Raw genomic sequence first — 19469 nt, 5'->3', positions numbered from 1 at the left:
TCACTTCTTCAGCGCCCGACGGAGCTTGCCCGCGGCGCGGCGCAGGATTGTCGTCGCCCCGGGGCGAGGGGCGGGCCTGCGCCGTCCGGGGTCCTTCGCCGCCAGGTCGGCCGCGACAGCGGCGAGACGTTTGACGACGACGCCTCCGCTCGCGGAGACCTCGAGGGCCAGCGGGAGGCCCACCGGACTGCCGGCTCCGGTCGAGGGCGGAGTGAGCTCCAGTCGCCACTCGCCGTCCGCCAACTCGTCGAGCGGGAGGTCGGCACCCAGGTCGGCGTCGCCGGTCACGCGGGCGGTCAGCGTGGCGGGGAGGGCGACCGTACGACCGCTCGCGACGTTCGTCAGCGTCAGGGTTGCCTGACTCTCGGCCTGGACGTGGAACGGCAGGACGACGACGAGGCGGCCGGGGTCCGTCGTCACGGTGACGTCGGCGGAGGCGAGATGGGCGAACTCGTAGGCGAGCCGGTTGGTCTTCTGGTCGACGTCGAGCGAGAGGTTGCCCTGCGGGTCGGTCCAGTACGGCAGGACCAGGTGGGCCGGGGAGCCGACAACGGCACCGCCGCGCCCGCGCCCGGCTTCCTCACTGCGGACGGAGCCGAGGCGGGTCTCCTTGGACCACCCGCACGAGCTGATGCGGATGACGACGTCCCAGATACCGGCGTCCAGTTCTGCGCCGTTCGCCGCCGACAACGGGTCCACCCGCGAGATGGCACGCAGCACCTGCCGGAAGTATCCCTCCTGCCCCTCCACGGCGACCTTCTCGCGGGTGAGATCGACAGGCTGGAAGAACTCCGCAGCCGTCGAACGCTCGCGCAGGACGAGGTCCACCTTCGACTTGGCCAGCGGAGCAGCGGTGTTCGCACCGAGCAGGGCGATGGCGTCCAGGCTGGTCTGCGGCAACGGCGGAACGAGCAGGTCCTTCGCGCCGTCGGCACGGAAGGTGACGGGCGCGCCGCCCGACTTGTACTCGGCGGTGAAGCCGAGCGTCAGCCTGCCGTCCTCCCAGCCGAGCCGCTCGAGAACACCGGAGGGCTTGATCCCCGACTCCCACCGGGCGAACTCCTCGACGTCGGCCAGCCGGTCGGCCGCGATCAGTCCCGCGACGATCTGCTGCGTGGGCTGCAGGCCGGCCGCGACACCAGGTCCGAAGCGCTCGACGACCACCTTGTGGATCTCGTCGAACAGCTCCTGTCGGTAGTCCTCCGGCAGCTTCAGCAGGCGCTGTCCGCGCATGCGCTCGACCATCTCGTTGCGCAGCCAGCGGCGGAAGAGCTTGTCCCGCAGCGGGCCGGGCTCGGTGAGTTCCTCGACGACGTCCAGGGCCTCACGCAGGTTCTTGAAGTAGCCGACCGGGTCGAAGCGCTGGAAGCCCGCGTTGGCCGCGTCCTCACGCTTGATGTGGTAGTAGCACAGGTAGTCGCTGAGCACCGCGACGTTCTCGGCCCGCAGGTACGCCTCGGTGACGAAGACGTGGTCCTCAAGACGTCGACGCCCCTCCATGTAACGGAGGTTGTGCCGGTCGAGGAACTCCTTGCGGAACATCTTGTGGGGGGTGAGGCTGTCGATCAGCGGGGCGTTGTCGACAGTGGCGTGCGGGCGGTTCTTGCGGAACAGCTCCCGGGGAACGCCGCGGCCCTTGCCGACCATCTTGCCCACGATGACGTCGGCCTTGTTCTCCACGCCGTAGTTGTACATGCGCTCGAGAGCTTCGTCGCCCAGCCAGTCGTCGTTGTCCACGAACTGGATGAACTCACCCTTGGCGGCCGCGATGCCCGCGTTGCGGGGCTTGCCGGACCAGCCGGACGCCTCCTGGTGGATGACGTGCATGTGCGCGTGCTCGGCGGCGAGCCGGTCCAGGCGCGCGGGAGTCCCGTCGGTGGAACCGTCGTTCACGAAGATCGCTTCGTACTCGTCGTCCGGCAGGCTCTGACGCAGAAGAGAGGCGATGCAGTCCTCGATGTACTTGCCCGGGTTGTAGACCGGGATCACCACGCTCACCTTGATGGGCATGTGTCTTCTTCCGCCTCAGCTGCTGGGAGTCATTCGTCAGGACCCGGCGCGTGTCGCCGCTCGGTAGACGTTCGATTAAGGCTAGCGGGTGGCCGACCCGCCTCAGTCACAGCAAGTGACGGACCAGGATACAAACGAATCACAAAGCCCATGGAACGGTTTCGCGAACTGTGGTGGACCTGCCGGAGTGTCGCTTGACATGGCCCCGGTTAGGATGCCGCGCATGAAGGCTCTCGTTCTCTCCGGTGGCTCGGGCACACGCCTGCGCCCCATAACCCACACATCGGCCAAGCAGCTGGTGCCCGTCGCCAACAAACCCGTGCTCTTCTACGGTCTCGAGGCCATCGCCGATGCCGGGATCACGGATGTCGGGATCATCGTCGGCGACACCGCCGAGGAGATCCGGGAAGCGGTCGGCGACGGCTCGAAGCTCGGGATCGACGTCACGTACATCCCGCAGGACAAGCCGCTCGGCCTGGCGCACGCGGTGCTCATCGCGAGCGAGTTCCTCGGCGACGACGACTTCGTCATGTACCTCGGCGACAACTTCATCGTGGGCGGCATCACCGGCCTCGTCGACGAGTTCCGCACCGAGCACCCCGACGCGCAGATCCTGTTGACCAAGGTGCCCAACCCGACGTCGTTCGGTGTCGCCGAGCTCGACGAGAACGGCCGCGTCAAGGGCCTGGAGGAGAAGCCGAAGGAGCCCAAGAGCGATCTCGCCCTGGTGGGCGTGTACCTCTTCACTCCGGCGATCCACGAGGCCGTCCGCTCCATCGAGCCCTCCTGGCGCGGCGAGCTGGAGATCACCCACGCCATCCAGTGGCTGATCGACCAGCGCAAGGACGTGCGCTCGACGACCATCTCCGGCTACTGGAAGGACACCGGGAACGTCGCCGACATGCTGGAGGTCAACCGCTCCGTCCTGGAGACGGTCGAGCCCCGCATCGAGGGCACCGTCGACGAGTCCAGCGAGATCATCGGCCGGGTACGCATCGACGCCGGCGCCGAGGTCCGAGGGTCGCGCATCGTCGGCCCGGCCGTCATCGGCCCCGGTGCGGTGATCAGCGACTCGTACATCGGCCCGTTCACCTCGGTCTCCGAGGGCTGCCGGATCGACGACAGCGAGGTCGAGTACTCCATCGTCCTGCGCGACTCCTCCATCACCGGCGTACGACGGGTCGAGGTGTCCCTCATCGGCCGCAACGTCCAGGTCACTCCCGCGCCCCGCAACCCCGCGGCCCACCGTCTCGTTCTCGGCGACCACAGCAAGGTACAGATCTCTTCATGACCTCCCCTTCGGCTCCGGCCCCCTCCACCCGGATCCTGGTGACCGGCGGCGCCGGCTTCATCGGCTCGCACTACGTCCGTACGCTGCTCGGCCCCGAGGGCCCCGGTGACATCACGATCACCGTCCTGGACAAGCTGACGTACGCGGGCAACCCGGCCAACCTCGACGAGGTACGCGAGCACCCCGCCTTCACCTTCGTGCAGGGTGACATCTGCGACCCCGAGCTGGTCGGCAAACTGCTGGCCGAGCACGACCAGGTGGTGCACTTCGCCGCCGAGTCGCATGTGGACCGCTCCATCGACGGCGGCGCGGAGTTCGTGCGCACCAACGTGGTCGGCACCCACACCCTGATCGACGCCGCTCACCACGCGGGCATCAAGACCTTCGTGCACATCTCCACCGACGAGGTCTACGGCTCCATCGACGAGGGCTCCTGGCCCGAGACGCACCCGCTGCAGCCGAACTCGCCGTACTCCTCGGCGAAGGCGTCCAGCGACCTGATCGCGCTGTCGTACCACCGCACCCACGGCCTGGACGTCCGCGTCACCCGCTGCTCCAACAACTACGGGCACCACCACTTCCCCGAGAAGGTCATCCCGCTGTTCGTGACCAACCTCCTCGACGGCAAGAAGGTCCCGCTGTACGGCGACGGCGGCAACGTCCGCGACTGGCTGCACATCGACGACCACGTCCAGGGCATCGAACTCGTGCGCACCAAGGGCCGGGCCGGCGAGGTCTACAACATCGGCGGCGGCACGGAGCTCAGCAACAAGGAGCTCACCGGCCTGCTGCTCGAGGCCTGCGGCACCGACTGGGAGACCAGCGTCGAGTACGTCACCGACCGCAAGGGCCACGACCGCCGCTACTCGGTGGACTGCACGAAGATCCGCGAGGAGCTCGGCTACGAGCCCCGCAAGACCTTCGAGGAAGGCCTCGCGGAGACAGTGCAGTGGTACCGCGACAACCGCGCCTGGTGGGAACCGCTGAAGGAGCGGGCCGCGCTGTGACCGACAACCGCACATGCCTGAGCGGCCCGCTCCACCGAGACGGTTCTGATCAGCCGGCGGTAGCGCGCCCGCCGGGCTTCGCCGTGTCGACCCGGCGATCGTTGGCGTCGAGGTAGGTGGCAGTGCTGTAGTCACCGCAGCTCGGGCTTACTCCGTTGTCCGAGGTCTGACCCCGGTGGGTCTCGGTGGCTCCATGGTCGGCGCTGTCGTAGGTGCGGGGGGTCTTGAGCGGTGTGCCGAACCCTGGCGTTGATGAGGATTGTTGCGCCTGGAATCTGCCACGCCGGGCGTCATGGCGCCCTGAGCAGGGTGAAGGAGGCTCGGCCGTCGCCGACGCGTCAGCGGCGAATGCAGCAAAGATCACGTTCTCCTCGCAATGCGCGCCATATAACTACTTGTGCCCCATTCCAGCGGCTTTGGAGAACGCCGACATGCCGAACAGGCTCCCCCGAACGACCCGCACCCTGCTCTCACGGGTCGTACCCGCGCTCGCCCTCGTCGGGGCACTCAGCTCAGCCGGAACCGCACACGCGGACACCACCCCGCTCACCGTGACCACCTTCGCCACCGCCGGCACCTACGCCTGGACAGTCCCCAACGGAGTCACCTACGTGACGGTCTTCGCCATCGGTCCGGGCAGCGGAGGCGGCAACGGAGGGGACGGATACGTCCAGACCGACCCTGCCCCCTTCCCGACCAGCGGTGGCGGCGGAGGCGGCGGCTCCAGCAGCGGCTCACAGGTCACCTGCGTGCTCCCGGCCACCCCGGGGAGCACCCTGAACATCACCGTCACCAAGGGCGGCATCGGCGGCACCAACATCACAGGCAACGCTACGGGCAACGGTGGCGGGCAGAGCGGCTTTACCGAGATCTCCAAACCCGGTGTTTCAGGCACGGTGACGGCATACCAGGGGGGACCGGGCGGGGGTGGTACCCACGCCCGTACCGGGGCGGCGACCGGTGGGCTGACCAACTCGGCACCTCCCGCCGGCACATGCAGCTATACGGGTGCCACGCTTGTCAACTCGGCAGCCGGCACCGCAGGAACCAGCGGAGGCGACGGGAACGCACAGGCCGGCGGCACCCCCGGCGCTGGGGGCGTGCCGAGCGCGGTCCCCGGTTCCTGCGGCAATGCCGGAACCGGCGGCGACGGCGGCGCGGGCGGAGGCCCTGACGCCAGCTCCGGAAGCACCGGCGCCAACGGCACCGACGGCTGTGTCGTCCTGGCACCGCTCGGCTGACACTCCTGCGAGCGCGGGTCCAAGCGGTCGACCCCGTGAGGCCGCCGACAGACAAAGAGGGCCGCGCGGCATCCACCGCGCGGCCCTCGCCGCTGTTCAGCCCTGGCGCCAGTCCTTCACTGGCCTCCGGTACGACTCCCGCCCGAGACCGGCCCCGCGCACAGAGCCCGCCGTCGCGTTCGCCGAACATCCGCGGCTCGGCATCGTCGCGACCACCAGGGACCACTCCTCCGCGCTCGGCGACCCACTCATCCTGGAAGAACACCGCTGGCGGCATCACCCAACCCTGGACATCTACACGCTGCCCATCACCACCGACCGCGGCGAGGCACTGCGGCGGTTCGGCCGGTCGACCCGCGCATCTCGTTCTCCCGCAGCCACTGACCCAACTCCCTTAAGGAGCAGTTCCCATGGCCGCCGTTATGGGCAACCCGATCACCGTGCTGGCCGCAGTGTCTCCACCGAAGGTGCCCCTTCGCGTGAATGACGCACACGCCGTATGAGGTCTGTCAGAGTTCGTCCTTGGGGTTGGGGTTGGGGCCGTCGTTGAGGGCGATGGCCAGCAGGGCGGCTGCCTGGCGGGCGTCGGAAATGCCGGCCCCGGCGACGCTCGTGCTGGCGCCGTTGTCCGTGCCGTTGACGTGGCCGACGTAGACGTGGCTGACGTTGGCCCAGTTCCGGATCAGGGAGATCTGCTGGGAGCTGTAGGTGACCGAGTTCCCGCTGTCGAAGGAGGGCGCGACGCGGTCGGCCAGGGTACGGAAACGGGCCGCCTCCGAGATGCCGAAGATGAGGCTGAGCAGACCGCGGGCCTGGTTGAGCCGGGTCGAGCCGGCGTTGGCCAGGTCGAACAGGGCCTGCGAGAGGGGGCCGGGGCCGATGGTGACACCGGTCAGGGCCTGGTTGGCGACCCGGGAGAGGGCGTCGTAGCCCTCCCGGCCGACGAAGAAGTTGTCGTCGGTGCTCGACTCGTTGGGGAGGCCCCGGATGAGGTTGAGGACGCGGTTGTGGGACGTGCCCACCGTGTAGACCCGCACCACGTACAGGTCACTGAGGCGCACCACGGCGTGCACGGTGGGCGCGGCGTGTCCCGGGGAGCTGATGACGACGTCGGCGAAGGTGTTCGTCCTCGTGTTGTCCAGGACGGTGACGGTGACCCGGTTGCCCCGCGTGTTGACCACCGGGCCGGTCAGGCGCGCGTTGGCCGTGCTGCGGGCCAGCGCGTCCAGGCCACTGAGCATGGTGCGGTAGCCGTCGGCGCCGTCGTCGATGTCCCAGTGAACCTGCGGGAAGGTGGTCTGCGCCACCTCCTGCGCGTCGATCTTCACACTGTGGGGCCCGGTGGCGGCGCCGGCCGGGCCCGGGGAGGACATGCCGGATACCACGACCGCTCCCGCGAGGACGCACGGAAGGACCGCCGAGAGGCCGACACGTCGGACGACGCTGGCACGCATGAGTTGATCCGATCGGTAGGAGGACGGGGAGAACACAGAGCCGGAAATCCGGCCCGGCCCCACGGAGACTCACACCGGCGGAGTTGATTCACACCCCCTCCCACCAGGGAAAATCAATCCCACGACCACAAGCTGGGCCGCATCTCCTCGGTTCCACAGCGGTCACCTGGTCCGGTCCGCCGTAACGGACCGGACCCGACCGGACCGGGTCGTGCCGCCGCTATCCGTTGATCACGCGGAGGGGTTCGCCGTCGATGAAGATGACGTGGGTGTTGAAGAAGGCGTCCAGGCCCTCGGGGCCGAGTTCGCGGCCGTAGCCGGACTGCTTGACGCCGCCGAACGGTACGCCGATGTCGACGCCGATGCCGTTGTTCAGGTTCACGGTGCCGGAGTTGATCCGCTGGGCCACGCGCAGGGCGTGCTCGGTGTCGGTGCTGTAGACGGCGCCGGACAGGCCGAACTCGGTATCGTTGGCTATGCGGATGGCTTCCTCCTCGTCGCGGTAGGTCAGGACGGTCAGCACAGGTCCGAAGATCTCCTCCTGTGCGACCCGTGCGTCCGGGGATACGCCGGTGATGATCGTGGGGGCGACGTAGTAGCCGACGTCGTGGCCCGGGGCCCGGCCTCCGCCGACCGCGAAGGTGCCACCTTCCTTCTCCGCGGAGGCGAGGTAGTCCAGGACCCGCTCGTAGTGCTTGCGGGTGACCATCGCGCCCACGTCGGTGGCCGGGTCACGGGGATCACCCACGGTCAGCTCGGCGAACGCCTCGGCAAGGGCGGCGACGATCTCGTCGTGACGGTGCTCGGGCACGATGAGCCTGCTGGGGTTGGTGCAGCTCTCGCCGTTGTTCCCGGTGACGCCCGGCACCAGGGTCTCGACGATGCGGTCGAGGTCGGCGTCGTCGAGCACAAGTGCCGGTGATTTCCCGCCGAGTTCGAGGGTGAGCTGCTTGAGGGTGTCGGCGGCAGCGGCGGCGATGCGACGCCCGACCACGGTGCTGCCGGTGAAGGTGATCTTGTCGACGCCCGGGTGGCGCACGAGGTGGTCGCCGCCCGCGGGCAGGGCGTTGACGATGTTCAGCACACCGGCGGGCAGCCCCGCCCGCAGCGCGGCGTCGGCGAAGTAACCCGCGCTCAAGGGCGTGTCCTCGGACGGCTTCATGATGACGGTGCAGCCGGCCAGCAGGGCCTGCGGAAGCTTGAACGCGGCGAGCGCGAGCGGGGCGTTCCACGGAACGATCGCCGCTACGACGCCCACCGGCCGCTTCTCGATACGGGCACTGACCCCCGACAGACCGGTACGCAGTTCGGTCAGCTCCGTCACGTCCGCCAGGGAGGCGTAATAGCGCAGCAGGCCGGGCATGGTCAGAGCCCCGCCGCGGCTCTGCCCGACCGTCAGACCGGTCTCGGCGACCAGCACCTCGGTGACAGGGTCGGCGTCCTTCTCCAGTTCCTCGGCGAACCTCGTCAGAATCTCGGCGCGCTCGCGCAACGTCAGTCGGGGCCACGGGCCGGAGTCGAACGCGGCACGGGCCGCGGCGACGGCCGCGTCGATGTCCTCGGAGCTTGCCGCGGCGGCCGAGCCGATCTCCTTCTCGGTCGCCGGGTCGACGACCGCGATGCGCTCACCGGTGGAGCCGGGACGCCACGTGTTGTTGATGAACAGGTCCCGCTCGAACACGGGCGAGGTGGGTGAGGGAGTACTCATGACATGCCTTCCGCTACGGCCAGTAATGAAAATAACTGGATAGTTACCATCTAGCACGCGGGATCCGAGGTTTGTCAATAACTGGTTGGTTACCTTAGGCTGACCCCATGGCCTACGACTCCGCGGCAACCCGCGCAAAGATCCTCGCGGCGGCGATCGAGGAGTTCAGCGCCTCCGGCTTCGCCGGTGCCCGCATCGACCGCATCGCCGAGGTCTCGGGCGCCAACAAGCGGTCCATCTACGTCTACTACACGAACAAGGAACTCCTGTTCGCCGCCGCCCTGCACAAGGTCATCAGCGAACTGAACGACGCGGTACCGCTCACCGAGGACGACCTGCCGGGCTACGCGGGCCGCATGTTCGACTACCTGACCCGGCACCCCGCCGCGCTGCGCATGCACCTGTGGCGCCAGCTGGAACGGCCCGAGCTGGGCCCCGACGCGGCGGACGTGTACAGCGACAAGATGGCCCGGATGACCGCGGACTCGACCGCCGGGCAGTTGCCGTCGACCGACCTGCTCGTCCTCATCACCGGACTCACGCAGAGCTGGGTGCTCGCGCCACGGGACCTCCTCACAGCCGCCGACGGCACCGACCCCTACCGACCCGAACGGCTCGCCGAACACCGGACCATCGTCGTCGAAGCCGCCCGCCGCCTCTGCGCACCCACCCCGACAGCCGCGGCCACCACACCGTAAGAACACGGCCGGCTCAGCAGGTGGCCAGTGTTCGACCAGACCGTCACCGTCACCGTCCCCGGCCCCCGTCCCTGTTCCCGTCCCGATTGGAGCGGCGGCGACTGCTGCACGGGCTGCCTCAAGCAGACGGCCGCAATCGCGCCCGAGGGCGACCTGACCGCCGGCGCGTGGCCCGCCCTCGGCCCGCTACAGCCTGCCGCACTGCCCCCGGGCTACCCGGCCGCATTCGTCCGAATCGCATGGTGTCGGTCCGCCCAGGCCCGGTCTACGCTACGAGCAGGGCCCTGGCCCCTCTGTCGACCGCGGTCGGCGACGGGCTACCAGCCCGCGTGTGTTGGCCTCCAGTCCCCGGGCCGCAGTGACATTCCGACCACTGTGAGCGGCTGGAGCAGCATCACCGACAACGCGGCTCCAGCCACCTCGTCCTCCCCAGCCCTCTTCGAGCCCGGGATGAATCCCGCGTACCCCGGGCGGGCGGTGAGGATCGTCAGTGCGAGGGCGGCGACGGGAGGGGGCGCCGTCCTCGCACCGTGCGGCCGCCGCCGATGCCCGCCCGCATCCGGCGGCGACCGTTGACGACTTCCGCACCAGGACCCCTGGCCCGGGCATGTCGCCGGTGATCCCGGCAGCAGTCTGCCCGCGTCCTTCACGGCTTCGGGCTCGGGTCGAGTTCCCGCAACGCTGTCCGCAACGCACCGAGCGCGGTGAGATTGGCACTCACCACGAACTGCTCCAGCAGGACACCGGCACGCCGGTGCTTCCTGCTGCGGACCGCCTCCACGATCTCCTCAACGGCCCGACGCTGGACCTCGTCAAACGGCATGTCCCCTGCGTAATCGGCCGCCATCAGACCGCCTTCCTCGCACTGCCCGGCCCAGTGTCCTCCTGTTCGACCCGACGGAGTGCTGCTCGACGACAGTCGGCGAAGACACGCCCCGCGCATGCAGATGCAGATCACGCCAGCTGCGCCACTGGGTTGCGATCACGATGCGCAGCAGGAACTCCCCTACCGCCTGCGGTGCGAGAGGACGCGGTCAGGCGATCCCGGTGCCGCGCACCAGCAGCAACGCCAGGTCCACCACCGCCACGGCGACCGCTGCCGCGAACGCTGCCCGCTCCCGGCGGCGGCCCAGCACCGTCCCCGCCACCGCGACCAGTCCGGCCACCAAGAGCGCCGCCACTCCCCACCTGCCGGGCGGCCCGGCGGGCCCCAGCGCCAGTACCGCGGACGCGGCCACCAGCGGCACCGGCAGCAGCAGCCGCGCGCCGTCCGGGCCCAGCCGGTGCGGCCAGCCCCGTACGCCCGTCGCCAGATCTCCGCGGATGTCCGGCAGCACATCGCCCAGATGCGCGCCTACCCCCAGCAGCGCCCCGGCGGTGACGACCCACCAGGCAGGCCACGGCTGCCCGGGCAGACCCAGTGCCACGAACGCGGGGAGCGCGGCGAAGCCCACCGCGTACGGTGCCCAGGACCATGCCGTCGCCTTGAGCCGCAGGTCGTACGCCCACGCCGCCGCCACCCCGGCCAGGTGAACGGCGCCCGCCCACAGACCACATGCGAACGACAGCGGCACGCACAGCGCCAGCGCGGCATACGCGGCCACCCACACCTCCGTCACACCGACCGTGCCGTCGACCACGGGTTTGCCGCGGCGGCCGGCGGCGATGTCCCGGCGCGCGTCGAACGCGTCGTTGCACCAGCCGACGGACAACTGCCCGGTCAGTACGGCCGCGGCGGTCAGGACACAACGCGCGGCGCCCTGGCCCGCGGTGACGGCGAGCGCGGCCATCAGGGCGGTGACCGCCACGACCGGCCCGGGGTGGCACGACCCGGCCAGGCCGACCATCCGGCCGGCCCAACTCGCCCCGGGGCCGCCGGTCGTCGCGTGCTCGGGAGTGCCCACCCGGCCGATCGTAGGCGCCCGGGCCAGACCCGGCCGCAGCACGCGCTGTCCTGGGCGGACGGCCGTACGGGCGATGCATGGTGTCGAAGTACCGGTCCGGGGAACACGTGGGGAGCGACTCACTCCAGTCGCCAACCGGACGGGAACCACATGACGCGGATCGCCGCCGTTCGAGGTGCTCTCGCACCGCACCGTCGCACCCAGTCCGAGATCACCGACATGGTGGCCCGCACCTGCCTGCCGGAGGGCACCGACCGCCGGGTCCTGGACCGGCTGCACCGCAGCGCGCAGGTCCACTCGCGCCATATGACGCTGCCACTCGAACGGTACGGAGAACTCGACGGATTCGGCGCCGCCAACGACGTCTACATCGCCGCCGCCACCGACCTCGGCGCCAAGGCCGTCCGGGACGCACTGCACCTGGCCGGTCTGTCCCCGGCCGACGTGGACCTGCTGGTCTTCACCTCCGTCACCGGTGTCGCCATCCCCTCCATCGACGCACGGCTGGTCGGCCGCCTCGGACTGCGGCCGGACGTCACACGGCTCCCTCTGTTCGGCCTGGGCTGTGCAGGTGGTGCCGCAGGGCTGGCCCGTATGCACGACTACCTGCTGGGCCGGCCCGACGACGTGGCGGTGCTGCTGTCGGTCGAACTGTGCTCGCTCACCTTCCAGCGCGACGACGCCTCCCTGGCCAACCTGGTCGCCACCGGACTGTTCGGCGACGGCGCCGCCGCGGTCGTCGCCTGCGGCGCGAACCGTCCGCGCCGCCCGGACGAGACCGCCGGCCCGACGATCGTGGACACCCGCAGCCACCTGTACCCGGACACCGGGCGCGTCATGGGCTGGGACATCAAGGACACCGGCTTCCGGATCGTCCTCGACCCGCGGGTCCCCGACGTCGTACGCCGCTACCTCGCCGAGGACGTCGAGGGGTTCCTCGGCGACCACGGGATCAAGCCGAAGGACGTGACCGCCTGGGTGTGCCACCCCGGCGGCCCCAAGGTCCTCGATGCCGTCACCGAGGCCCTCGACCTGCCCGACGACGCCCTCGATGTGACCTGGCGTCACCTGGCCGACGTCGGCAACCTGTCCTCGTCGTCGGTACTCCACGTACTGCGCGACACCCTCGCCGAACACCGCCCGCCGCCGGGCACCCCGGGCGTACTGCTGGCCATGGGACCCGGCTTCGCCTGCGAACTCGTGTTGCTGCGCTGGTAGTTCGGACCTTCGAAGACACGAAGGACTCAAATACGCGAATTGCATGAATTGCATGAATTGCATGAAGGACTCAAGGACACATGATCTGGTACGGACTGCTGGTGGCCGCTGTCGCCGTCGAGCGCGTCGCCGAACTCGTCGTCGCCCGCCGCAACGAACGCTGGAGCACCGCCCGCGGCGCGACCGTCGCCGGGCAGGGCCACTACCCCGCGATGGTCGCCCTCCACACCGGCCTGCTGGCCGCCTGCCCGGCCGAGGTCTGGCTGGGCGACCGGCCCTTCGTACCCGCCCTGGCCTGGCCGATGCTGGCCGTGCTGGTGGGCGCCCAGGCACTGCGGTGGTGGTGCATCCGCACCCTGGGTCCCCGCTGGAACACCCGGGTGATCGTCGTGCCCGGCCTGCCGCTGGTGACGAGCGGCCCCTACCGGTGGCGGTGGCTGCGGCATCCGAACTACGTGGCGGTCGTCGCCGAGGGCGTGGCCCTGCCGCTCGTCCACACCGCCTGGGTCACCGCGGCCGCGTTCACGGTACTCAACGCCGCCCTGCTCACCGTCCGCATCCGCTGCGAGAACCAGGCCCTGGCCACCGCGACCGTCACCGCACCGGCGTGATCGACGTCCTGGTGGCCGGCGGCGGACCCGCCGGACTGGCCGCCGCCATCCACGCCGCACTCGCCGGCCTGGAGGCCGTCGTCGTCGAACCCCGGACCACGCCCGTGGACAAGGCCTGTGGAGAAGGAGTCATGCCCGGCGGTGTCGCCGCGCTGCGCGCACTGGGCGTCGAGGTCGGTGGCCGCGAACTGCGCGGCATCCGCTACCTGGACGGCACCACCCGCGCCGAAGCGTCCTTCCGCGACGGCAACGGGCTGGGAATCCGCCGTACGACACTGCACTCCGCCCTGCACCGGCGCGCGCTCGACCTCGGCGTGCGCATGCTGCCGGGCAAGGTCGGCGAGGTGCGCCAGAACGCGGACACAGTCACCGCCGCCGGAACCACTGCCCGTTGGCTGATCGCCGCGGACGGCCTGCACTCCCCCCTGCGCCGCAGCCTGGGACTGGAGTTGCCGGGCCGCCCCCACGGCCGCTACGGACTGCGCCGCCACTACCGCGTCAAACCGTGGACGGACTTCGTCGAGGTCCACTGGTCCCGGCACGGCGAGGCCTATGTGACACCGGTCGACGACGACCTGGTGGGCGTCGCGGTCCTCAGTCGTAACCGCCGCGGCTACGACGAACACCTGGCCGACTTCCCGGCCCTCACCGCATCCCTGCACGGCCCGACCGCGACAGAGGTACGCGGCGCCGGACCCCTGCGGCAGCGGGTGCGGCGCAAAACCGCCGGCCGTGTTCTGCTCGTCGGCGACGCGGCGGGCTACCTGGACGCCCTCACCGGCGAGGGCATCGCCCTCGCCCTGGCAACGGCCGGGGCAGCCGTCCGCTGCCTGGCCGCAGACCGCCCCGACGACTACGAACGCGCCTGGGCCCGGCTGACCCGACGCCACCGACTACTGACCGGGGCCCTGCTCACCGCGAGCCACCGTCCCGGCACCGCCCGCCTCATCGTCCCCGCGGCATCCCGCATGCCCCCGCTGTTCTCCGCCGCGGTCCACGCGCTGCAGTAGCGGACCGTGCCTTCCACGTGCCGAAAGCCGTGGGCACCGCGCCTATGCCGAGCGGGTCAGGACAACCCGCACCCTTCGACAGGCCCTCGTGATCGAGTGGCCGCGTGCCCCGACCGAATGCTCACGGACGAGAACCGTGGGATCGGAGCGCCGGGTGAGCTGCCGTAGCTTGGTGCGGCAGCTGTGCTCGACGAGGATCGGCACGTAGGTGGGGATACGAGCGTTGCTGAGCGGCCGGTAGGAGTCCTGCACCACGTCCCGCACGATCGCAGCCGTCAGCAGGTCGGCGTAGGAGGTCGTCAGTCGGTTCGTCAGTTCCTGAATGGCGTCAGGTACCGCGGCTTCGGCCGTGTTCGCGCCCATGGGGCGCTCCTCACTGTCGCAGACGGCCGACCGCGGCAGCCGATCAGTGTCCAGGTGCTCGATGTCGGCCTGTCCGCTTCCCACACTTGCACGGATCGCGTCCGTGGCACGAACCACCGGATCTGTTCATCACCTGGCCATCTCGAATCGGTCGGCCTGCGGGAGACGACTGATCGGCGCCGTCCGGGGAATCCGGCAGACAGCGGCGCAGCCACCGGGATCACGTGTGGCTCGTCGTCCACCGGTAGGGGTAGACAGATGCTTGCGTTCGTGGCCGCCGCGTTCTTCGCCATCGCCTTCATCATCCGTGTCACCGAGACGTCGACCGACGTGATCTTCAGCCCGATGAGCCTCATGCTCCTCGGGCTCGCCTTCCTCGCCGCGCACTCGGCCGGCGTGGGGTCGGGCTGGTCCACCCGGCGAAGCTCCAGCCGGGGAAACTCGAACCGGGGCAACTCCAGCCGGCGGAGCGCCAGTCGACGCTGAACGAGCGATGTGTTCCATCCTCCGCCGACGGACCCGAACGCGGAGCCACCTCGGAACTACCCATCAGCGGGGCCGAGTTGAGCCCGGATCAGGCGAACACCGCCTGCCGTCGGCGGCTGCCCCTCTGCCGCAAGGAGCGATGGGGCAGAGGCCCTGCCGCTGCCCCATCGCGACTAGAGCACCCGGTCGTCGCTGCTCTCCGACGTGTCCTCGTCCGGCAGGTGCACGTCGTCGACGGCGATGTTCACCTCGACGACCTCCAGGCCCGTCATCCGTTCCACCGCGGCGATCACGTTCTCGCGGACCTCCGCGGCGACCTCCCGGATGCCGACTCCGTAGGCGACGACGACCTGGAGGTCGATGGCGGTCTGCTTCTCGCCGATCTCGACCTTGACGCCACGCCCCGCGCTCGCGTGCCCGCCGGGGACCCGGTCGCGTACGGCGCCCATGGTGCGGGTGAATCCGCCGCCCAGCGCGTGGATTCCGGGGACTTCCCGTGCGGCGATCCCGGCGATCTTCTCCACCACCCCGTCCGCGATGGTCGTCCGGCCCCGGGTGGCCGGCGGTTCCTGAGACCCGGGCTGTGCGGTCTGCGGCGTCGCACCCGCGCCCGTACCCGGATCGTCGGGATCGGACCTGTACAGGATCGAACCGTTCGGCTCCGTCATGCGAAGCCACCTCCTCGGGCAGTCGACGGGCTGCCGTCCCTGGGCGGCTGTCGGCCGCCACCTTCGTGCCGCTCCCCCCAAGTACCGTGCAGCGCACCGGACATGCACGCGCCACCGGCCTTTCGACGCCGTCCACATCCTGAGACCGGGCGGCCTGGGGCCGTCTGCCGTGCCGGGTCGAGGACTATGCTGCTGTACGGACGTCCCAGACCCCGGCGACTTGTCGTTGCTCGACACAGATAGCTCCGGGGAGCGGACTCTTCGTCCGTCACCCGGCGCATCCCTGGAGGGAACCGGGTGGGTCCACTGTCCTGTCGCACAGGCTGCCGGCCGGCCGCTGCTCCGCCTCCGCCGAACGTACGCCCCCGTCGGCAGCGCGCCAAGGGGCCGGGAATCCCGGCGCCCCCGCGTCCGCCGCCGGACGGTCTTTTGATCCGAGGCGTCATGCCCTTCCCACGGCTCACCATCCACCGTCATGACCGACGCAACCGGGCACTGATCACCCTGTCCGGTGAGATCGACCTGGAATCGGCGCCGCTGCTGCGCGCGGCCCTGGCGCGGTGCCTGTACGACGGCATCCGCATCGTCGATGTCGACCTCACCCCCGTGACCTTCTGCGACTGCAGCGGCCTCAACGCCTTCCTCTACGCCATGCAGAAGACGACCGAGGCCGGCGGCATCCTGCAACTGCACCACCCGCCACCGACGTTGGGGCGGATCCTGGACCTCACCGGCTCCGGGTCCCTGCTCCTCGGCCCTCCGGTCGAACAGTTGTCACCTCCCCCCGGGAATGTCCCGGCCCCGGCCGTCCAACCCCCGCCCCCGCCGCCCCGGCGTACGCCACTGGTGGCCGCCGGTTCGGGCGATGCGCGATGACGGCCCAGCCGGAGCAGAAGCAGCAACACGAGCCCCGCACAGGCGAGTCGTCCACCCTGGAGGCGGTGCGGTTGCGCCGCGTGAACCACTGGCTGGCACAGGGCCTGGGCGGGGAGCTGGCGGATCTGTACATCGACTCCCGCGAGAGGTCCGCCGCCGAGGCGCACCGCAGCCGCAGCCGCCAGGACTTCCTGAACCGTCTCACCGGCGACATCCGCAGGCCGGGGTTCGCCATGGTGATCGCGGAGACTGACCACCTGGTCGGATGCGCCTTCGGATTCCCGGTGCGCAGCGACGGCTTCTGGTGGCTCGGGTTCGACGGAGCACTCCCGCACAGCATCGAGCAACTCACCGCGTCCGGCGGCGTGTTCGCCATCACCGACACCTTGATCCGCCCGCAGGACCAAGGTGTGGGCCGCCGGTTGCAGGAGCGGCTGCTGAGCGACCACCAGGCATCCCTCGGCGCCACCCTGGCGGATCCCGACGATCACCCCACCCTCGCCTCGCTCCGCTCCTGGGGATGGCTGGACGCAGGAGAGATCTGGCGGCCCATGAGCGCCGCGCTGCTGCGGGTGCTGGTCCTTCCCCTCGGAGAACGAACCGCGGCGAGACTGGACGATCTCACCCACGATGCCCGGACCCGGTGGCCCGAGTGAGGTCCGACAGCCGCTCGGCCCGCATCCAGGTACTGGTCGCCGAGCAGGCCGCCCGACGCGGTGCCCGGGTCGGCGTGCTGGACGTGTGCACCGCGGCCGTGGCAGCACTCCCGGTCGGCGGCGCCGGCGTATCGGCAATGTCCCGCACCGCGGCAAGCCATCCCCTCTGCAGCACCGACACCATCAGCGAACAACTGGAAGAACTCCAGCTCACGTTGGGCGAGGGGCCCTGCGTGGACGCGTTCACCCACGGCTCCGCCGTCCTCACACCCGACCTGCGCACCAGTCAACTCCAGGACCACTGGGCCGTGTTCGCCGACGCGGCCCTGGAAGCCGGAGCACGCGCCGTCTTCGCACTCCCCCTGCAAATGGGGGCGATCAGCCCAGGAGTCCTCGACCTGTACGCCGACGTCCCCACCGTGCTGGGCACGGAGGAGCTGGCCGACGCGATGGCGTTCGCCGATCTCGCGACGCTGCTCCTGCTCGACGCCCGGATCGAGGAGACAGGCGCACCGGTCGACGGAGTACTGCTGGAGCGGGGCTTCGAGGACCTGGGCGGCTACCGGGCGGAGATCGACCAGGCCACCGGCATCCTCACCGTCCAGCTCGGCGTCGGCATCGACGAAGCCTTCGTACGGCTGCGCGCCTACGCCTATACGCAGGGACGCCGGCTCGCCGACGTCGCCGCCGACGTGGTCGCCCACCGTCTCCGCTTCTCCCCGGACGCGGAACCCACCCGGACCGACGAGGAGACCTGATGCACCGGCGCCATCCGACAACCGTGCTGTACTTCCCGCCTTCTCCCGGCGGGACCAGTCTCCATCGAGGGTGCCCACGATGAATCAGCAGCTCCTGGCCAAGACGTTCGTCGAGCTGGCCGACAACCTGGTCGCCGACTTCGACCTCATCGATTTCCTGCGCCTGCTCACCGACCGCTGCGTCGGCATGCTCGGCGCGAGCGCCGCCGGGGTACTGCTCGCCGACCGCGACGGCGAACTCCGCGTGATGGCCGCCTCCGACGAACAGGTACGCCTCCTGGAACTCTTCCAGCTCCAGAACGACGAGGGCCCCTGCCTGGCAGCCTTCCGCACCGGCGCACAGGTGATCGTCCCCGACCTCACCCGGGAGATCGACCGCTGGCCGCGGTTCGTCACCGCCGCCCACCGCAGCGGATTCGGAGCCGTCCAGGCACTGCCGATGCGCCTACGGGACGAGACCGTCGGCGCCCTGAACCTCTTCCACGCCACCCCTGGCCCCTTCGACCCGGTCGACGCGCCCGTCGCCCAGGCCCTGGCCGACGTCGCCACCATCAGCCTGCTCCAACAACGCTCCAGCGCCCGCAGCACCGTCCTCAACGAACAGTTGCAGACCGCGCTGAACAGCCGCGTACTGATCGAACAGGCCAAAGGGAAACTCGCCGAACGCCAGAACATCGACATGGAACAGGCCTTCACCACCCTGCGCGGCTACGCCCGCGCCCACAACCGGCGCCTGTCCGACGTGGCCCGCGCCTTCATCGACGACTCCGAACCCCTCCCCGGACTGCTGGTCTGACACCGTCGGCGGAGCGGCGAACGGACACAGTGGACCCGGGCAAGAAGCAACGGGCTGCCCGCCGTATCGGCCGACGGTCCGTGCCGCAGCCGGCCGGTCATGACCGATGCGGCGCCTGGTTGTCGGGGGCGGGAAGGTCGCCGGTGGGAGAGGCCCTGCGGCGCAACCGGCGATGGCGAGTGGTGCGGCGTGTACCGGTCAGGATCAGGCTCAGCCCGAGCAGAGCCGACGCTCCGACGATGATGCCGTAGAGGAAGAGCGTGCCGGTGGAGCCGGTGACGTCGACACCGAAGACCGAGAATCCGCCGGTGAACCCGTGGGCGCCGCCGCTGTTGGAAAGGACGCCGGCGACGCCGATGACCAGCGCGGCGACGAGGATGACGAGTCCGATGACGATCATGACGCGCTCCCGGGATCCACTTCCCCTCCCCACGGTAGAACCGTTCTGCCCGGCAGGCCATCGCCACAGGTTGCGTCCACCTTGAAGTTGAGGTAATCGCGCCATCCGCCCCGATGCCCGGAGGCGTAGGGCCATGGTCTCTTTCCTGGTTGTTCTCTGCAGCGCCGTCGCGCTGATCATCATCGGCGCTGTCGTGGACGGCATGCTGTATCTGCTGTCAACGGGCGTGCTGCTCCTCGTCGTTGCCGTGTTGTACCTGCTTGTGCGCTCGGTTCTGCGCTCGCGCCGACGCCCGGTCCACTGACGCGGGTGCC

21 protein-coding genes are annotated in these 19469 nt (G+C 70.0%); 13 read left to right on the top strand and 8 right to left on the bottom strand.

Translation table 11 applies throughout. The annotated features are described in order from the left end of the window. On the bottom strand, nt 1–2010 hold the full coding sequence (locus OO70_RS20880; protein WP_043673371.1) for a glycosyltransferase family 2 protein: 2010 nt from the start codon (nt 2008–2010) through the stop codon (nt 1–3). A 223-nt stretch (nt 2011–2233) separates the two neighbouring features. Here OO70_RS20880 and OO70_RS20875 point away from each other — a divergent pair, with 223 nt between their 5' ends. The 3 genes from OO70_RS20875 to OO70_RS53830 all read left to right on the top strand — a co-directional run bounded on the left by OO70_RS20875 (nt 2234) and on the right by OO70_RS53830 (nt 5549). Then, nucleotides 2234–3301, top strand: a complete 1068-nt coding sequence (locus OO70_RS20875; RefSeq protein ID WP_043673368.1) for a glucose-1-phosphate thymidylyltransferase — start codon at nt 2234–2236, stop codon at nt 3299–3301. After that, nucleotides 3298–4308: a dTDP-glucose 4,6-dehydratase gene (gene rfbB / locus OO70_RS20870; RefSeq protein WP_043673366.1), complete on the top strand. Its 1011-nt coding sequence runs from the start codon at nt 3298–3300 to the stop codon at nt 4306–4308. The genes OO70_RS20875 and rfbB overlap by 4 nt, the downstream gene beginning before the upstream one ends. Nucleotides 4309–4739: 431 nt before the next feature. Further along, nucleotides 4740–5549, top strand: a complete 810-nt coding sequence (locus OO70_RS53830; protein WP_043673363.1) for a glycine-rich domain-containing protein — start codon at nt 4740–4742, stop codon at nt 5547–5549. A gap of 509 nt (nt 5550–6058) precedes the next feature. On the opposite strand, the gene OO70_RS20860 is transcribed toward OO70_RS53830, so the two are convergent. Next, nucleotides 6059–7003, bottom strand: coding sequence for a ribosome-inactivating family protein (locus OO70_RS20860; RefSeq protein ID WP_051741454.1), 945 nt, complete (start codon nt 7001–7003; stop codon nt 6059–6061). Nucleotides 7004–7223: 220 nt separating this feature from the next. Next, a complete protein-coding gene (locus OO70_RS20855) occupies nt 7224–8711 on the bottom strand; it encodes an aldehyde dehydrogenase (protein WP_063749732.1) in 1488 nt (495 codons plus the stop codon). Between the two features lie 107 nt (nt 8712–8818). Here OO70_RS20855 and OO70_RS20850 point away from each other — a divergent pair, with 107 nt between their 5' ends. After that, entirely contained in the window at nt 8819–9409 is a 591-nt protein-coding gene (locus tag OO70_RS20850; protein ID WP_043673357.1) for a TetR/AcrR family transcriptional regulator, read from the top strand. A gap of 646 nt (nt 9410–10055) precedes the next feature. On the opposite strand, the gene OO70_RS20845 is transcribed toward OO70_RS20850, so the two are convergent. After that, on the bottom strand, nt 10056–10232 hold the full coding sequence (locus tag OO70_RS20845; protein ID WP_158711497.1) for a hypothetical protein: 177 nt from the start codon (nt 10230–10232) through the stop codon (nt 10056–10058). A gap of 211 nt (nt 10233–10443) precedes the next feature. After that, nucleotides 10444–11313, bottom strand: coding sequence for a UbiA family prenyltransferase (locus OO70_RS20840; protein ID WP_043674001.1), 870 nt, complete (start codon nt 11311–11313; stop codon nt 10444–10446). 150 nt (nt 11314–11463) lie between these two features. Here OO70_RS20840 and OO70_RS20835 point away from each other — a divergent pair, with 150 nt between their 5' ends. The 3 genes from OO70_RS20835 to OO70_RS20825 all read left to right on the top strand — a co-directional run bounded on the left by OO70_RS20835 (nt 11464) and on the right by OO70_RS20825 (nt 14152). After that, nucleotides 11464–12531: a type III polyketide synthase gene (locus OO70_RS20835; RefSeq protein WP_043673351.1), complete on the top strand. Its 1068-nt coding sequence runs from the start codon at nt 11464–11466 to the stop codon at nt 12529–12531. A gap of 80 nt (nt 12532–12611) precedes the next feature. After that, the gene (locus OO70_RS20830; protein ID WP_043673348.1) at nt 12612–13142 is read left to right on the top strand and encodes an isoprenylcysteine carboxyl methyltransferase family protein; all 531 of its coding nucleotides are present in this window, start codon (nt 12612–12614) and stop codon (nt 13140–13142) included. Next, nucleotides 13139–14152 (top strand): NAD(P)/FAD-dependent oxidoreductase, encoded by a 1014-nt coding sequence (locus OO70_RS20825; RefSeq protein WP_043673345.1) that lies wholly within the window; start codon nt 13139–13141, stop codon nt 14150–14152. Before OO70_RS20830 ends, OO70_RS20825 begins: the two co-directional genes overlap by 4 nt. 42 nt (nt 14153–14194) lie before the next feature. Here the strand turns inward: OO70_RS20825 and OO70_RS20820 are convergent, their stop codons facing one another. Continuing rightward, complete coding sequence (locus OO70_RS20820; RefSeq protein WP_158711496.1) at nt 14195–14515, bottom strand: three-helix bundle dimerization domain-containing protein; 321 nt, start codon at nt 14513–14515, stop codon at nt 14195–14197. Nucleotides 14516–14773: 258 nt separating this feature from the next. Here OO70_RS20820 and OO70_RS20815 point away from each other — a divergent pair, with 258 nt between their 5' ends. Next, complete coding sequence (locus OO70_RS20815; RefSeq protein WP_043673338.1) at nt 14774–15001, top strand: hypothetical protein; 228 nt, start codon at nt 14774–14776, stop codon at nt 14999–15001. Between the two features lie 173 nt (nt 15002–15174). Here OO70_RS20815 and OO70_RS20810 read toward each other — a convergent pair whose 3' ends face one another. Further along, nucleotides 15175–15669: an Asp23/Gls24 family envelope stress response protein gene (locus OO70_RS20810; RefSeq protein WP_043673337.1), complete on the bottom strand. Its 495-nt coding sequence runs from the start codon at nt 15667–15669 to the stop codon at nt 15175–15177. 444 nt (nt 15670–16113) lie between these two features. On the opposite strand from OO70_RS20810, the gene OO70_RS20805 reads away from it, so the two are divergent. From OO70_RS20805 to OO70_RS20790, 4 genes are all read left to right on the top strand, one after another. Continuing rightward, nucleotides 16114–16545, top strand: coding sequence for an STAS domain-containing protein (locus OO70_RS20805; RefSeq protein WP_043673336.1), 432 nt, complete (start codon nt 16114–16116; stop codon nt 16543–16545). Then, nucleotides 16542–17201 (top strand): hypothetical protein, encoded by a 660-nt coding sequence (locus OO70_RS56065; protein ID WP_234336896.1) that lies wholly within the window; start codon nt 16542–16544, stop codon nt 17199–17201. Before OO70_RS20805 ends, OO70_RS56065 begins: the two co-directional genes overlap by 4 nt. Then, nucleotides 17198–17959: an ANTAR domain-containing protein gene (locus OO70_RS20795; RefSeq protein ID WP_043673334.1), complete on the top strand. Its 762-nt coding sequence runs from the start codon at nt 17198–17200 to the stop codon at nt 17957–17959. Before OO70_RS56065 ends, OO70_RS20795 begins: the two co-directional genes overlap by 4 nt. Before the next feature lie 79 nt (nt 17960–18038). Beyond that, complete coding sequence (locus tag OO70_RS20790) at nt 18039–18755, top strand: GAF and ANTAR domain-containing protein (RefSeq protein WP_043673333.1); 717 nt, start codon at nt 18039–18041, stop codon at nt 18753–18755. A 97-nt stretch (nt 18756–18852) separates the two neighbouring features. Here OO70_RS20790 and OO70_RS20785 read toward each other — a convergent pair whose 3' ends face one another. Beyond that, complete coding sequence (locus OO70_RS20785; protein WP_199827361.1) at nt 18853–19155, bottom strand: hypothetical protein; 303 nt, start codon at nt 19153–19155, stop codon at nt 18853–18855. Between the two features lie 133 nt (nt 19156–19288). Between OO70_RS20785 and OO70_RS55375 the strand changes: the two genes are divergently transcribed. Continuing rightward, a complete protein-coding gene (locus OO70_RS55375) occupies nt 19289–19459 on the top strand; it encodes a hypothetical protein (RefSeq protein ID WP_199827360.1) in 171 nt (56 codons plus the stop codon). Nucleotides 19460–19469 lie beyond the last annotated feature (10 nt).

The sequence above is a fragment of the Streptomyces xylophagus genome (assembly GCF_000716435.1).
GTDB lineage: Bacteria > Actinomycetota > Actinomycetes > Streptomycetales > Streptomycetaceae > Streptomyces > Streptomyces xylophagus.
This window is presented reverse-complemented; position numbering and strand designations above follow the sequence as displayed.